Source organism: Brachybacterium sp. GPGPB12 (assembly GCF_038396325.1).
Classification (GTDB): Bacteria; Actinomycetota; Actinomycetes; order Actinomycetales; family Dermabacteraceae; genus Brachybacterium; species Brachybacterium conglomeratum.
Map to the genome: position 1 here is coordinate 231,907 of NZ_CP149573.1, position 14,855 is coordinate 246,761.

Here is a 14,855-nt window from a genome sequence, read left to right on the forward strand (position 1 = left end):
TGGTCCTTTCTCGGACACGGACGGGGTGAGCACGTGCCCGCACCACGGCGGACCCGTGCTCACCGGGAGGGATCAGGCGCGCGCGGCCTCGACGGACGCCGAGACGGTCTCGAGCGACTCGTTCCAGGCCTTCTCGAACTTCTCCACGCCCTCGCGCTCGAGCACCGCGAACACGTCCGCGAGATCGACCCCGGCCTCGGCCACGCGCTCCAGCGCGGCCTCGCCGGCGGCGGCGGTCTCGGCGGACAGCGCGGCCTTGGGCTCGGAGTGGTCGGCGACGGCCTCGAGGGTCTTCTCCGGCATCGTGTTCACGGTCGGGTCGGCGACCAGGTTGTCCACGTAGAGGGTGTCGGAGTACTCGGGGTTCTTCACGCCGGTCGACGCCCACAGGGCGCGCCGCACGTTCGCGCCCTTGTCGGCGAGGGCCGTGAAGCGGTCGGAGCCGAAGGCGGTGAGGAACACGCCGAAGGCGGCCTGGGCGTTGGCGACGCCGGCCTGGCCCTTGAGGGAGATGGCGTCGCCGCCGAGGGCGTCCAGGCGTGCATCGATCTCGGTGTCCACGCGGGAGACGAAGAAGGAGGCGACCGAGTGGATCTTCGAGAGGTCCCTGCCGGCCTCCGCGGCCTTCTCCAGGCCCGCGAGGTAGGCGTCGATGACGGCCTCGTAGCGCTCGACGGAGAAGATCAGGGTGACGTTGACGCTGATGCCGGCGGCGATCACGGCGGTGATCGCGGGCAGGCCCGCCTCGGTCGCGGGGATCTTGATCATCACGTTCTCGCGGCCGACGACCTCGAAGAGGTGCTCGGCCTGCGCGATGGTCTTCTCGGTCTCGTGCGCGAGACGGGGATCGACCTCGATGCTGACGCGGCCGTCGAAGCCCTTGGAGGAGGCGTAGGTGTCGGCGAGCAGGTCCGCGGCGTCCCGGACGTCATCGGTGGTGAGCACCTCGATGACCTGGTCGACGTCCTTGCCCTCGCCGGCGAGGCGGGCGATGTCGGCGTCGTACTCGTCGGAGCCGGAGATCGCGGCCTGGAAGATCGAGGGGTTCGTGGTCACGCCCACGACGTTGCGGGTGGCGAGCGGCTCGGCGAGGTTGCCCGTCTGCAGGCGCTTGCGCGAGAGGTCGTCGAGCCAGATGGAGACTCCGGCATCGGAGAGGGCCTGGGTGGAGGGGTTCTGGGTCATGACGTTCCTTCCGGGCGCGACGCGCCCTGGGTCGACGCTGGTGTCATCAGGTGCAACGGGGACGGGCGGGCGCGGATACCAGGAGGTGTCCGACGGAACATCGCAGGTCCCCGGGGTGGCAGGGGGAGAGACGCGGGGACGGGACCCTGGGGTCCCGCCCCCGCGGCGGATCAGGCGCCGGCGGCGGCCAGGGACTCCCGGGCGGCCTCGACGACCGCCTCGGGGGTGAAGCCGTACTCGCGGAACAGCGTCTTCGCATCAGCGGAGGCACCGTAGTGCTCGAGCGACACGGCCCGGCCGTGCGCGCCGAGGAAGCGGTACCAGGGCATGGCGATACCGGCCTCGACCGTGACGCGAGCGGTCACGGAGGAGGGGAGCACCGACTCCTTGTACTCGTCGTCCTGCTCGTCGAACCATTCGACGGACGGCATGGAGACCAGGCGGGTCGGGGTGCCCTCGGCCTCGAGGCGCTTCTGCGCCTCGGCCGCGTACTGCACCTCGGAGCCGGTCGCGATGAGGATGACCTTCGGCTGGCCGTCGGACGCGTCCTTCATCACGTAGCCGCCCTTGGCGATGTTCTCCGCGCCGGCGTACTCGCTGCGGTCGAAGGTGGGCGGCGCCTGACGGGACAGGAGCAGACCGACGGGGCCGTTGTCCCGCTCGAGCAGCAACTTCCACGCCTGCGCGGTCTCGTTCGCATCCGCCGGGCGGACGATCGAGAGGTTCGGGATCGCGCGATAGGCGGCGAAGTGCTCGACCGGCTGGTGGGTCGGGCCGTCCTCGCCCAGGCCGATGGAGTCGTGGGTCCACACGTAGGTGACCGGGGTCTTCATCAGCGAGGCCAGGCGCACGGCGCCGCGCATGTAGTCCGCGAACTGGAAGAACGTGCCGCCGTAGGGGCGGGTCAGGCCGTGCAGGGAGATCCCGGAGAGGATCGCGCCCATGCCGTGCTCGCGAATGCCGAAGTGGAGCGTGCGGCCGTACTGGTCGCCGGCGAACTCGGAGGTGCTGAGCTCGGCGGGGAGGAAGGACGGCTCGCCCTTCATCGTGGTGTTGTTCGAGCCGGCGAGGTCGGCGGAGCCGCCCCACAGCTCGGGCATGACCGCGGCGAGCTCGCCGAGGACCTTGCCGGAGGCGGCGCGGGTGGCGACGCCCTTCTCGTCGGCCTCGAAGGTCGGGAACGCGTCGGCGAAGCCGCCCGGCGACTCGCGCGCGACGAGGCGGTCCAGCGGCGCGGCCTTCTCCGGGTTCGCTGAGCGCCATGCCTGGTAGCCCTTGTCCCACTCGGCCTTCTTCTCCGCGGCACGGTCCGCGAGGGCGCGGGTGTGGGACAGCACGTCCTCGTCGACCTGGAAGGTCTGCTCGGGGTCGAAGCCGACGGCCTCCTTGAGGCCCTTGACGCCCTCGGCGCCGAGCTTCGCGCCGTGCACGGAGTGCGAGCCGGCCAGCTCCGGGATCGGCCAGCCGATGATGGTGCGCAGGCGGATGAAGGTGGGCTTGTCGGTGACCTTCTGGCCCTCGAGGATCGCGTCCTTGAGCGCGGCGACGTCCTCGCCGTACTCCGTCCCCCCGTGGGTCCAGTCCACGGTGCGCACGTCCCAGCCATAGGCCTCGTAGCGCGCGGCGGTGTCCTCGGTGAAGGCGATGGAGGTGTCGCCCTCGATGGAGATCTCGTTGTCGTCCCAGAGCACGATCAGATTGCCGAGCCGCTGGGTGCCCGCGAGGGAGCTGGCCTCGGAGGAGACGCCCTCCTGCAGGTCTCCGTCGGAGACGATGACGTAGGTGAAGTGGTCGAAGGGGCTGGTGCCGGGCGCCGCCTCGGGATCCAGCAGGCCGCGCTCGCGGCGCTGGGCCATGGCCATGCCGACGGCCGAGGAGATGCCCTGGCCCAGGGGGCCGGTGGTGATCTCCACGCCCTCGGTGTGGAAGTTCTCGGGGTGGCCGGGGGGTCTTCGAGCCCCAGGTCCGCAGCTCCTCGAGGTCCTTCTTCTCGAGGCCGAAGCCGCCGAGGAAGAGCTGGATGTACTGGGTCAGGCTCGAGTGGCCGGCCGAGAGCACGAAGCGGTCGCGGCCGAGCCACGCGTGGTCGGTCGGATCGTGACGCATCACGTCCTGGTAGAGCAGGTACGCGGCCGGGGCGAGGCTGACGGCGGTGCCGGGATGGCCGTTGCCGACCTTCTCGACCGCGTCGGCGGCCAGCACGCGGACGGTGTCGACCGCCCGCTTGTCGAGCTCGGTCCAGCCCTCGGGGGCCGTGAAGTTCTCCGTCATGTCGTGGACATCCTTTCGCCGGGATGCGGCCTGGACGGCCGCTCGGAAAGACGGGCCTCTCCGCACGGCGCCGGATGACCGGTCGCGACGTGCGCGTTCCGCACGGGAGGCAACGGGGACCACCTTAGTCCTGGCGGTGCGCCGAGGTCATGCGCGTCCAGGCTGTTGCCGTGGCGGACGGTGCCCACTCTCACCCCGCGCCTCGCCCCGCCGTCGCGGGCGAGCACCTAGACTGGTGTGGTTCGTCGGCCGCGTGCCGTGACCAGGAGGAAGGACGGTGGGCGGTGACCGCCACCCAGGGAGCTCAGGCGCGGGGCGCAGGCCAGGACGGCGGGAGCGGTCCGCGGACCGTCGGCTCCACCCTCCGCGCCTACGTCGCGCTGACCAAGCCGCGGATCATCGAGTCGCTGCTCATCACGACGATCCCCACGATGTTCCTCGCCGCCGGCGGTTTCCCCTCGCTGTGGCTGATCATCGCCACCATGGTCGGCGGCTATCTCGCCGCGGGCGGCGCGAACGCGCTGAACATGTACCTCGAGCGCGACATCGACGCGAAGATGAAGCGGACCCGGAAGCGTCCGATCCCCTCCGGCGCCGTCACCCCGCGCGCCGCGCTGATCTTCGGCCTGACCATCTCCGCGGTCTCCGCGCTGTGGCTGGGCCTGCTGGTGAACTGGGTCTCCGCCGCGCTCGCCGTCGGCGCGATCCTGCTGTACGTCGTCTTCTACACGATGATCCTCAAGCGCCGCACCAGCCAGAACATCGTCTGGGGCGGCATCGCCGGCCGCATGCCGGTGCTGATCGGCTGGTCGGCGGTCACCGGCACCGTCTCCTGGACCGCGGTCTTCGCTGTTCCTGGTGATCTTCTTCTGGACGCCGCCGCACTACTGGCCGCTGGCCGAGAAGTTCCAGGACGACTACGCCAGGGCGGGCGTGCCGATGCTCGCCGGTGGTGTCCTCTCGCTCGAACGTCGCGCGCCAGATGCTCGCTGCACACCGCGCTGATGATCGCCTCGAGCCTCGCGATCATCCCGCTGGGCGAGACCGGCTGGGTGTACGGCGTCGCCGCCGTCGCCTCCGGCGCCTGGTTCGGCTTCCTCGTGGTGCGCTATGCACTGCGGGTCCGCCAGGGGCTCTCCGGCAGGGCGCTCGCCCCGATGAAGGTCTTCCACGGCTCGATCACCTACCTCACGGTGCTCTTCGTCGCCCTCGCGATCGATCCCTTCGTCACCCTCTGACCGCATGAGCTCCGGGGAGGCCCCGCGCCCGACGGGCGAGGAGGACCCCCTGCGCCCGGGTGACCGGCGGATCCTCGAGCAGTACCTCGGCCACCTGCGCATCGAGCGGGGCCTGTCCGAGAACACCCTGGGGGCCTACCGGCGTGATCTGCGCCGCTATCTCGCCGACCTCGCGCGCCGCGAGGTCGACCCCGCCGCGGTGGACCCCGCGCGCCTGGGGGAGTGGTCGCAGTCCCTGCGCACCGGGGCCGACGGGGGGACCCGCCTCTCCGCCGCCTCCGCCGCCCGCTCCCTCGCCGCGGTGCGCGGTCTGCACTCCTTCCTCGACGCCGAGCGGGTCTCCATCACCGGCGACCCCTCCCGCCTGGTCCCGACCCCGACCCTGCCGCGACGCCTCCCGCACCCGCTGACCCTCGACCAGGTCGAGGCGCCGCTCGAGGCCGCCGGACGCCCCGGCACCGGGCGTGACGCGACCGAGCGCGCCCTGCGCGACCGAGCCCTGCTCGAGCCGCTCTACGGCATTGGCGCACGGATCTCCGAGGTCACCGGCCTGGACCTCGACGACGTGGACCTGCCGGGGCGCTCCGCCGTGCCGCGCGGCAAGGGGGACAAGCACCGGGTGGTGCCCGTCGGCCGCTTCGCCGCCGAGGCGCTCGGGGCATATCTCACGCGGGGCCGCCCGGCCCTCGCCGCGCGGGGCCGGGGCACCCCGGCGATCTTCCTCGGCGCCCGCGGCACCCGCCTGACACGCCAGGCCGCCTGGCAGGTCGTGCGGCAGCCGCGCCCGCGACGCCGAGCTGGAGGACCTCCCCGAGCCGATCAGCCCGCACACCCTGCGCCACTCCTATGCCACCCACCTCTCTGCACGGCGGGGCCGACGTGCGCTCCGTGCAGGAGTCGCTGGGCCACGCCTCGGTCACCACGACCCAGCTCTACACGCAGGTGACGGTCGACTCCCTCCGCGAGACGCACGCCGGCGCCCACCCCCGCGCCCGGCGGGGGCTTAGACTTGGGCGGCACGACGCCCCCGACCGGCCCCGGCCGCCGGGGGCTCGCCGCGGATGGCGCGGGGACCGACGCGCGCCGTCCCTCCCCGGGCTGGGACCGGAGCACCTCCGGAGCCCGCTCGCCCCGCGGCGTGCACGCACCAGACCACGACGCCGACGACAGGACAACGACGTGAGCCCGACCTCCCCCAGCGGCTGGACATCGATCTCGGCCCGACCGGCCGGCCGATGCCGGAGCTCCCGGAGCCGGCCGCGCTCGACTCCCACGGGCCGGCCCGGATCATCTCGATGGTCAACCAGAAGGGCGGGGTCGGGAAGACCACGAGCGTCATCAACCTCGGCGCGGCCCTCGCGGAGCTCGGCCGCAAGGTGCCGCTGGTGGACCTCGACCCCCAGGGCGCGCTCAGCGCCGGCCTGGGCGTGAACCCCTACGACCTCGACGTGACCGTCTACAACCTGCTCATGGAGCGGGGCCACGACGTGCGCACCGTCATCCAGGAGACCGAGACCGAGGATCTCGACGTGCTCCCGGCGAACATCGACCTCTCCGCCGCCGAGGTCACCCTCGTCAACGAGGTCGCCCGCGAGATGGCGCTGGCCCGCGTCGCGCGCCCCGTGGCCGACGACTACGACGTGATCATCATCGACTGCCAGCCCTCGCTGGGCCTGCTCACCGTCAACGCCCTCGCCGCGAGCCACGGCGTGATCATCCCGCTGGAGGCCGAGTACTTCGCGCGCGCGCGGCGTGGCGCCGCTGGTGGAGACGATCGAGAAGGTGCAGGACCGCATCAACCCCCGCCTCGAGCTCGACGGCATCCTGATCACGATGTTCGACCCGCGCACGCCGCACGCCCGCGAGGTGTGCCAGCGTGTGGTCGAGGCGTTCCCCGACAAGGTCTTCCACACCACCATCAACCGCACCGTGAAGTTCCCCGACGCCTCCGTCGCCGCGGAGCCGATCATCTCCTTCGCCACCTCGAACAAGGGCGCCGCCGCCTACCGGCGCTCGCACGCGAGCTGATCTCGCGCGGCGCCGCGGCCTGATGGCCGGGCAGCGGCCGCGCCGCGGCGCGCAGCGGGGAGCGGGGCGCGGGGGCGCGGGGAAGCCGGCCCGCCGGCGCGGCGCCTTCACCCCGCCCCGGCAGGTCCGGGCGCGCGACGACGAGGGCACGCGCCTGCCCGCGGCGGACGGCGAGGAGGCCGAGGTCCACCGCGAGGACGGCGAGCGGGCGCAGAAGGTCCTCGCCCGCGCCGGCTTCGGCTCCCGCCGCGCCTGCGAGGCGCTGATCTCCTCCGGACGGGTCCGCGTGGACGGCGCCGTCGTCCACGAGCAGGGCGTGCGCATCGACCCCGCGGCCCAGGTGGTCCACGTCGACGGGCGCCGGCTCCAGCTCGACGACGCGAAGCTCACCGTCGTGCTGAACAAGCCCCGCCGCGTCGTCTCCGCGATGAGCGACCCCGAGGGCCGCCGCGACCTCACCGAGTTCACCGCCGCCTACTCCCAGCGTCTCTACCACGTGGGCCGCCTGGACTACGAGACCGAGGGCTCGCTGTCGCTGACCAACGACGGCGAGCTCGCCCACCGCCTGACCCACCCCAGCTTCGAGGTCGACAAGACCTACGTGTGCCGCTTCGACGCGCCCGGCGGCCCGCCGCGCGGGCTCGTGAAGGCGCCGCGGGAGGGCGTCGAGCTCGAGGACGGCCCGGCCCGCGCCGACCGCGCCCGGGTCCTCGCCCAGGACGGCCGCGAGGCCGTGGTCGAGGTGACCCTGCACGAGGGGCGCAACCGGATCGTGCGCCGCATGTTCGCCTCCCAGGGCTTCGAGCTCACCGCGCTGATCCGCACCCGGATCGGCCCCGTCGTCGCTCGGCGAGCTCGCCCCGGGCGAGACCCGCGAGCTCACCGATCGCGAGCTCGGCACTCTGATGGCGGAGGTCGGGCTGTGAGGACCCTCGTCCCCTCGCCCGTGCGGATCATCGGCACCGGGCTGATCGGCGGCTCCCTCGGCATGGCGCCGCGCCGCGCCGGGGTGCAGGTCCAGGTCGAGGACGTCTCCCCGGGCACCGCCGCCCTCGCGGTCGAGCTCGGCGTGGGGAGCCGCCCGCCGCCGGGGACCGCCACCCGGAGCTCGTGCTCGTCGCCGCACCGCCCGACGTCGCCGCGTCCCTGGTCGACGGGGCGCCGCGCCGCTGGCCGGACGCGCTGGTCGCCGATGTCGCGAGCGTGAAGACCACCGTCCTCGAGGGCCTGCGCCGCCTCGCCCGGCCCGAGGACCTGCCGCGCTACGTCGGCGCCCACCCCATGGCGGGCCGCGAGGTCTCCGGCGTGATCGCCGCCCGCGCCGACCTCTTCCAGGGCCGGCCCTTCGTCGTCGTCCCGCACGAGGAGACGCTCCCCGACGCGGTCAGCGTGCTGAAGGGCCTGGCGACGGAGATCGGCTCCGTGCCGATCGTGCTGGACGCCGCGGCGCACGACACCGCCGTCGCGCACGTCTCCCATGTGCCGCAGGTGATCTCGAGCCTGCTGGCCACGACCCTGCTGGAGCCCTCCGAGCAGGCGCTGGGCCTGGCCGGGCAGGGGCGCGGGACACGACCCGGATCGCGGACTCCGATCCGCGGCTCTGGGTCGAGATCCTCGGCGCGAACGCCGGCGCCGTCGGCGAGGTGCTCGCCTCCGTCGCCGACCGCCTGGAGGCGGTGCGCGGGGCGCTCGCGACCCTCGAGGGGGACCCCGACCCCGGCACCGGGTCCCGACGCGCCCTGGCCGACCTGATCGCCGAGGGCAATCGCGGCGTGCGCCGCATCCCCGGCAAGCACGGCGGGGCGACCGACGCCTTCACGACCCTCGTGGTGCTGGTGCCGGACAGGCCCGGCGAGCTCGCGCGCCTGCTCACCGAGATCGGGCAGATCGGCGTGAACCTCGAGGACCTCCGCCTCGAGCACGAGCTGGGACGCGAGGTCGGCCTCGCCCACGTCGCGATCGACGCCGCCCGTGAGGACCTGCTCACGCGGGAGCTCGCGGTGCGCGGCTGGAGGGTCGCAGGGGCCTGAGCGCCCCGTATCCTTCTGGAATGCACACCAGCGCGCCGCACGACCCCGCCGAGGGCATCACCATCGCGATCGACGGCCCGGCCGGCTCCGGGAAGTCGACCGTCTCCCGCCTCGTCGCCGAGGCGCTGGACGGAGGCTTCCTCGACACCGGCGCGATGTACCGGGCGATCGCCTGGGCCTGCCTCGAGGACGGCGTCGACCTCGCCGACCGCGAGGCCGTCGCGCGCGTCGCCGAGCAGATCGACCTCGACCTCGGCACCGACCCGACCGGGGCCACCGTGGTCGTCGCCGGCACCGACATCACCGCCGCGATCCGCGAGCGCCGCATCTCCCAGCAGGTCTCGGCCGTCGCGACCAACACCCTGGTGCGCCCGATCCTCCAGCGCCGCCAGCGCGAGGTGCTCTTCTCCACCGCCGCCGAGCGCGGCTTCTGCGTCGCCGAGGGCCGTGACACCACCACCGTCGTCGCCCCCGACGCCCGGGTGCGGGTGTCGCTGACCGCCTCGGACGAGGAGCGGATGCGCCGCCGCGCCGCGGAGCTCGGCCTCGAGGACACCGAGGAGACGCGCGAGCGCATGGCCGACCAGGTCGCGCGCCGCGACCGCGACGACTCCTCCGTCTCCGAGTTCCTCACCGCCGCCGAGGGCGTCGAGCAGATCGACACCACCGGCCTCGACATCGAGGACGTCGTCGAGAAGGTGCTGATGCTGGTCGCGGCCGCCGAGGCCGCCGACGAGACCGCCGAGCACGGCCCGGCCGAGCCCGCCCCCGCCGCGCCCGTCGTGGTCGAGGCAGGGGCCGACGGCCCGAGCGACGAGGACATCGAGGCGGCGCGCGCGCGGGCCTGTCCGACTACGAGCTCGACGACGAGGACCTCGCCCTGCTCGGCGGCGGCGAGGAGGCGCGGCTGCGGCCCGAGGCGCGCGGAACCTGCCCGTCGTCGCCGTGGTCGGCCGCCCCAACGTCGGCAAGTCCACGCTGGTCAACCGCATCCTCGGCCGCCGCGAGGCCGTCGTCGAGGACCGTCCCGGCGTGACCCGCGACCGCGTCTTCTACGAGGCGGAGTGGTCCGGCAAGGACTTCTGGCTGGTGGACACCGGCGGCTGGGAGGACAGGGTCCAGGGCATCGCCTATCGCGTCGCGGAGCAGGCCGAGGTCGCCGTCTCCCTCGCGGACGTGGTCATGTTCGTCGTCGATGCGAACGTCGGCATCACCACCACCGACGAGCAGCTGCTGAAGGTCGCGCGCAAGGCGCGTGTGCCGCTGGTGCTGGTCGCCAACAAGGTCGACGACCAGCGCGGCGAGCTCGAGGCCGCGGCGCTGTGGAACCTCGGCCTCGGCGAGCCGTACCCGGTCTCCGCCCTGCACGGCCGCGGCTCCGGCGACCTGCTGGACGCGGTGGTCGCCGCCATGCCGGAGGAGGGCCGGGGCTCGCCGGTCGACCACGGCCCGCGGCGCGTGGCCCTCGTCGGCCGCCCCAACGTCGGGAAGTCCTCGCTGCTGAACCGGCTCGCGAAGGAGCGCGACGCGTCGTCGTCGACGACCTCGCCGGCACCACCCGCGACCCCGTGGACGAGAAGATCGTCCTCGGCGGCAAGGAGTGGACCTTCGTGGACACCGCGGGGATCCGTCGCCGCATCGCGCAGTCCAAGGGCGCGGACTACTACGCCTCGCTGCGCACGCACGCGGCGCTGGACCGCGCCGAGGTCGCCGTCGTGCCGCTGGAGGCCAACGAGCCGATCTCCACCCAGGACCTCAAGATCATCGACATGGTCCTGGAGTCCGGGCGCGCCCTCGTGCTCGCCTTCAACAAGTGGGACCTGCTGGACGAGGAGCGGCACAAGGCGCTGGAGCGGGAGATCGAGCGGGACCTCGGCCATGTCGCCTGGGCGCCGCGCGTGAACATCTCGGCGGCCACCGGCCGCCACTCCGAGAAGCTCGTGCCGGCGCTCGAGAAGGCGCTCGAGTCCTGGGACCGTCGTATCCCGACGGGCCGGCTCAACGCCTTCCTGGGCCAGCTCGTCGCCGCGCACCCCCATCCGGCGCGCGGAGGGAAGCAGTCCCGGATCCTCTTCGCGACGCAGGCCCGCACCCGTCCGCCGCGGTTCGTGGTCTTCGCCAGCGGCTTCCTCGAGCACGGCTACCGCCGCTTCATCGAGCGACGGTCGCGGGAGGACTTCGACTTCACCGGCTCCCCGATCGTCATCGGGGTGCGGATCCGCGAGAAGCGCCGCCGCTGAGCGACCCCGTCGAGCGGCGCCGTCGACGCCCCGTTCCCGCCGCGGCGGGGACGGGGTGCTGTCGTCGAAGGGGCCTGCGCCGAGTGCCCCGGGGGCCCAGCGCGCCGAGATGCAGGGCACCGCCGGCGGCACGTATCGTGGCGCCCATGAGCAACACCGGTGACGACGGCTCCTGGACCCCGCAGCACGACCCCTTCGCCCCCCAGGACCCCTCCGCGCAGCAGGCGCCCGGCGCAGGCCAGGACCCCTACGCCGCGCCGAGCGGCGGCCAGGACCCGTGGGCGCGCCCCCGGCGGGGCGACCCGCGCCGGGACAGGGCGCGCAGGACCCCTTCGCCGCCCCCGCGGGGCAGGACCCGTTCGGACAGGCCGCCGCGCCCGCCGGCCAGGAGGCCTACGGTCAGCAGGATCCGTACGGCCAGCAGGATCCGTACGGCCAGCAGGGCGGCTCCGGCGACGCCTCGCCCTACGGCCAGGCCTCCCCGTACGGCCAGGCCTCGCCCTACGGCGCCCCCGCGGGCGCCCAGGGCTTCCCGCAGGACGGCGCGCAGGGCGCCGCCCACGCCGCCCAGCCGGGTGCGGCGCCCGTGCAGGGCGAGGCGCAGAGCCGCGTGCTCGTCGGGGTCCTGGGGATCTTCTTCGGCGCCTTCGGCGTGCACCGCTTCCTCATGGGGTACACCGCCATCGGCCTGGTGCAGGTCCTGGTCACCGTGCTGAGTCGCTTCACGCTGTCCCCGATCACGACCATCTGGGGTCTCGTCGAGGGCATCATGGTCCTCGCCAAGTCCCCCTCCTTCGAGCGCGACGCGCATGGCCGCCCGCTGAGGGACTGATTCCACCCGTCCCGGAAGGACGCCCATGACGCTCCCGCCCGCTCCCGATCGCGGCTCGATCCAGACCAGCGCGATCCTGCTGATCGTGCTCGGCTTCCTGTGCGGAGGGTGGATTCCCACGATCTTCGGGATCATCGCCCTGGTGCAGATGGAGTCCGACCCCCACTCCGCGCGCACCATGAACAAGGTGGGCTGGATCGTCTTCTGCGTGATCGTCGGGCTCGTGATCCTCGGGATCCTCGCCTACTTCGTGTTCGGCATCGCGATCCTCGGGATCTTCGGGATCGCCGCGAGCACCGCCTGACCCCGGGAACCGTCCCCGCCGCCGTCGTCCGCCGCGCCGCGGCCGCACCCCGCCGACCCCTTCCAGGAGGAGCATCATCGCCACCCCGGACTTCGTCCTCTCGCTGCGCGAGAGGATCGGCAACGAGTCGCTGTGGATGCCGGGCGTCACGGCCGTCGTCCTGAACCCCGCACGCACCCGCCTGCTCGTGGTGCGCCGCGCCGACGACGGCCGCTGGACCCCGGTCACCGGGATCGTCGACCCGGGGGAGGAGCCCGCCCGCGCCGCCGAGCGCGAGGTCGCCGAGGAGGCGGGCATCGCGTGCACCGCCCTGCGCCTGCTGGACATGCGCGCCCTGCCCGAGATCACCTATGCCAACGGGGACCGTGCCCAGTACCTCGACATCTGCTTCCTGTGCGAGGCCGACGACTCCCAGCGGCCCTTCCCGGCCGACGGGGAGAACACCGAGGCGCTCTGGTGCCCCGTCGAGGACCTGCCGCCGATGAACGACCGCTTCCGCGAGCGGCTCGCCCTCGCCCTCGAGGACCGGGCCGAGGCGAGGTTCCGCCGATGAGCACGGGCAACCCCCTCCCCGGCACGCGGGTGCGTATCCCGCTGACCGACCGGCCGGGAGACCACGCCGTGGTGCGGGTGATCGCCGCACCGCGCCGGGACCTCGCCCGCGCGGGACGGCTCAGCGAGGCGCCGCGCCCCTTCGCCGAGGCGCCGCTGGTCGACGTCCACGTGGGCGAGAAGCTCCTGTCGCCCGGCGCCTGGGTGCGACGACGAGGTGCCGCGCGGCGGGGCGAGCCCCTCGCGCCCGTCCCGGTCGCCGCCGCGGACCTGCGCCCGCCGGCCGTCATCGCCGGCACCCCCGAGCGGGCGGAGCCGCACTGGGGCGAGACGGTGTGGCCGCTCGACCTCGGCGGAGCGGTCGCGATCCCCGAGGCGGCCCGCGCCGACCCCCATCCGCTCTCCCGTCTGCGACGGTCGCTGCTGGTCGCCGCCGGACGCCGCGCGGAGATCGCGCTGACCCTCTGGCAGGCGCCCGAGTTCGAGATCCCCTGGCAGGACGTGCGCCTCCTCCCGCGCGCCGCGTCCTGGTTCGAGCTCGCGCAGGTGCCGACCGGCATGCGCTATGCCGACGCGGAGCGCGCCCAGGGCGTCGGCCGCGCCCGCGGCTGAGGGCACCGCCGGGGAGGACGGGACAGGGGGAGGGGACGACGCAGGACGTGCGACGCGCCGGGGCGCACCGACTTCCCGGTGTGACGGGTCTCACCCGCTACGCTCAGGGCCTGAGAGACGTCGACGAGGAGGTCTTCGTGGCCCCGACCCCTTCCCCACGGACAGGCACCGATCGCCGGTCCTTCCTGCGCTTCACCGCGGGTGCCGCCGCCCTCGTCGCCGCTGGGTGCGCTGGCCGGTCGCTCCGGAGGAGGGCGTGACGCGGGCACCCTGCGCATCGCCTTCCAGCAGTTCGGCTCCAACACGATCAAGCAGGAGTGGATCGAGCGCGCCGCGGAGACGTTCTCCGCGCAGAACCCGGAGCTGGTGATCGACTTGGTGCCGATCGTCGCCTCGGAGAACGACTACTTCACCAAGAACGAGCCGCTGATGAGCTCCCCGAGGACCAGCCCGGACCTCGTCTATGAGGACTCCTTCATCCTCCTGTCCGACGTCGGGGCCGGATACCTCCAGCCCATGACCGACCTGGTCGAGGGCTGGGACCATTGGGACGACATCGCCGAGGCGTCCAAGCTCGCCGTGACCGGCGAGGACGGGGAGGTCTACGGGGTGCCGATCACCACCGACACCCGTGCGATCTGGTTCCACCGCGAGGTGTTCGAGCAGGCGGGCCTGCCCGCCGACTGGCGACCCACCTCCTGGGAGGACATCCTCGAGGCGGCCCGCGCGATCAAGGACTCCGGCTCCGAGGCGATCCCGTTCTTCATGTTCGCCGGCACCCCGCAGGGCGAGAAGGCCTCGATGCAGGGCTTCGAGATGCCGCTGTACGGCACGGGCGACGGCACCGGTCTGTACGACGAGGACACGAAGAAGTGGGTGCTGGGCTCGCAGGGGTTCATCGACTCCCTCGCCTTCCTCAAGACCGTCGTGGACGAGGAGCTGACCGCCTCCCTCGGCCAGCCGCTGGATCCCAACATCTCCGAGCAGATCTACACCTCGCTGCTCCCCGACGCGAAGCTCGGCATTCTGATCGACGGCTCCTGGATCTCGCAGAACTGGACCGAGACCGCCGGCCGGCCCTGGCCCGAATGGCCCGAGGTGGTGGGGCTCGCGGACATGCCCACCCAGGACGGCGGCGGCACCGGCACCGTCACCCTCGCCGGCGGCTGGGGCCTGTCCATCCCGCGAAGACGTCACCGACCGCGAGACGGCCTTCCGCTTCCTCGAGACGCTGGTCTCCACCGAGACCCTCGTGGACTACGCGATCGCGGACAACCACATCACCGTCCGCAACGACGTCGCCGAGGTCGAGGAGTACCTCAGCTACTCCCCGGCGGTCGAGTACTTCACGAACCTGCTGGACACCGCTTACTACCGGCCAGCGCCGCCTGCGTATCCGGAGGTCTCCTCCGCGCTCCAGGAGGCGATGGAGGCCGTGCTCACGGGCTCCGCCCCCGAGGCGGCGGCCGCCGCCTACGACGCGACGGTGCGGGACATCGTCGGCCCGGAGAACGTGCAGGAGGCCCAGGGATGACCGCGACCGACACCACCACCCGCCCCGCC

At 73.3% G+C, this 14,855-nt stretch carries 9 protein-coding genes and 6 pseudogenes; 13 read left to right on the forward strand and 2 right to left on the reverse strand.

What is annotated here, in order from left to right; genetic code table 11:
- Positions 1-72: 72 nt before the first annotated feature.
- Together tal and tkt are read right to left on the reverse strand one after the other, a co-directional pair.
- The gene (gene tal / locus WKH84_RS01200; RefSeq protein WP_341855361.1) at positions 73-1,185 is read right to left on the reverse strand and encodes a transaldolase; all 1,113 of its coding nucleotides are present in this window, start codon (positions 1,183-1,185) and stop codon (positions 73-75) included.
- 170 nt (positions 1,186-1,355) lie between these two features.
- Positions 1,356-3,456 (reverse strand): annotated as a pseudogene (gene tkt / locus WKH84_RS01205) (transketolase).
- Between the two features lie 284 nt (positions 3,457-3,740).
- Here tkt and WKH84_RS01210 point away from each other — a divergent pair.
- From WKH84_RS01210 to WKH84_RS01270, 13 genes and pseudogenes are all read left to right on the forward strand, one after another.
- Positions 3,741-4,694, forward strand: coding sequence for a heme o synthase (locus tag WKH84_RS01210; RefSeq protein WP_341855362.1), 954 nt, complete (start codon positions 3,741-3,743; stop codon positions 4,692-4,694).
- A 4-nt stretch (positions 4,695-4,698) separates the two neighbouring features.
- Positions 4,699-5,690, forward strand: a pseudogene (locus WKH84_RS01215) (tyrosine recombinase); the annotation flags it as partial.
- 239 nt (positions 5,691-5,929) lie between these two features.
- A pseudogene (locus WKH84_RS01220) lies at positions 5,930-6,745 on the forward strand (AAA family ATPase).
- Positions 6,745-7,929 (forward strand): pseudouridine synthase, encoded by a 1,185-nt coding sequence (locus tag WKH84_RS01225; protein WP_341855363.1) that lies wholly within the window; start codon positions 6,745-6,747, stop codon positions 7,927-7,929. Before WKH84_RS01220 ends, WKH84_RS01225 begins: the two are co-directional and overlap by 1 nt.
- Positions 7,833-8,087 (forward strand): annotated as a pseudogene (locus WKH84_RS01230) (prephenate dehydrogenase/arogenate dehydrogenase family protein); the annotation flags it as partial. The gene WKH84_RS01225 and the pseudogene WKH84_RS01230, both read left to right, overlap by 97 nt.
- 407 nt (positions 8,088-8,494) lie before the next feature.
- Positions 8,495-8,752: a hypothetical protein gene (locus tag WKH84_RS01235; protein WP_341855364.1), complete on the forward strand. Its 258-nt coding sequence runs from the start codon at positions 8,495-8,497 to the stop codon at positions 8,750-8,752.
- A gap of 20 nt (positions 8,753-8,772) precedes the next feature.
- Positions 8,773-10,992, forward strand: a pseudogene (gene der, locus WKH84_RS01240) (bifunctional cytidylate kinase/GTPase Der).
- Between the two features lie 277 nt (positions 10,993-11,269).
- Positions 11,270-11,824 carry an NINE protein gene (locus WKH84_RS01245; protein WP_341855365.1) on the forward strand — a complete coding sequence of 185 codons (555 nt, stop codon included), beginning with the start codon at positions 11,270-11,272 and terminating at the stop codon, positions 11,822-11,824.
- A gap of 25 nt (positions 11,825-11,849) precedes the next feature.
- Positions 11,850-12,128, forward strand: coding sequence for a PLDc N-terminal domain-containing protein (locus tag WKH84_RS01250; RefSeq protein ID WP_341855366.1), 279 nt, complete (start codon positions 11,850-11,852; stop codon positions 12,126-12,128).
- Positions 12,129-12,264: 136 nt separating this feature from the next.
- Positions 12,265-12,681, forward strand: coding sequence for an NUDIX domain-containing protein (locus WKH84_RS01255; RefSeq protein ID WP_341855367.1), 417 nt, complete (start codon positions 12,265-12,267; stop codon positions 12,679-12,681).
- Positions 12,678-13,292 (forward strand): hypothetical protein, encoded by a 615-nt coding sequence (locus WKH84_RS01260; protein WP_341855368.1) that lies wholly within the window; start codon positions 12,678-12,680, stop codon positions 13,290-13,292. The genes WKH84_RS01255 and WKH84_RS01260 overlap by 4 nt, the downstream gene beginning before the upstream one ends.
- 366 nt (positions 13,293-13,658) lie before the next feature.
- Positions 13,659-14,420: pseudogene (locus tag WKH84_RS01265) on the forward strand (extracellular solute-binding protein); the annotation flags it as partial.
- A gap of 124 nt (positions 14,421-14,544) precedes the next feature.
- Positions 14,545-14,826 carry a hypothetical protein gene (locus WKH84_RS01270; protein WP_341857061.1) on the forward strand — a complete coding sequence of 94 codons (282 nt, stop codon included), beginning with the start codon at positions 14,545-14,547 and terminating at the stop codon, positions 14,824-14,826.
- Positions 14,827-14,855 lie beyond the last annotated feature (29 nt).

Coding starts and splice junctions, on each gene's coding strand:
- tal (WP_341855361.1), bottom strand. CDS start 1,185: ATGACCCAGAACCCCTCCACCCAGGCCCTCTCCGATGCCGGAGTCTCC.
- WKH84_RS01225 (WP_341855363.1), top strand. CDS start 6,745: ATGGCCGGGCAGCGGCCGCGCCGCGGCGCGCAGCGGGGAGCGGGGCGC.
- WKH84_RS01250 (WP_341855366.1), top strand. CDS start 11,850: ATGACGCTCCCGCCCGCTCCCGATCGCGGCTCGATCCAGACCAGCGCG.
- WKH84_RS01255 (WP_341855367.1), top strand. CDS start 12,265: ATGCCGGGCGTCACGGCCGTCGTCCTGAACCCCGCACGCACCCGCCTG.
- WKH84_RS01260 (WP_341855368.1), top strand. CDS start 12,678: ATGAGCACGGGCAACCCCCTCCCCGGCACGCGGGTGCGTATCCCGCTG.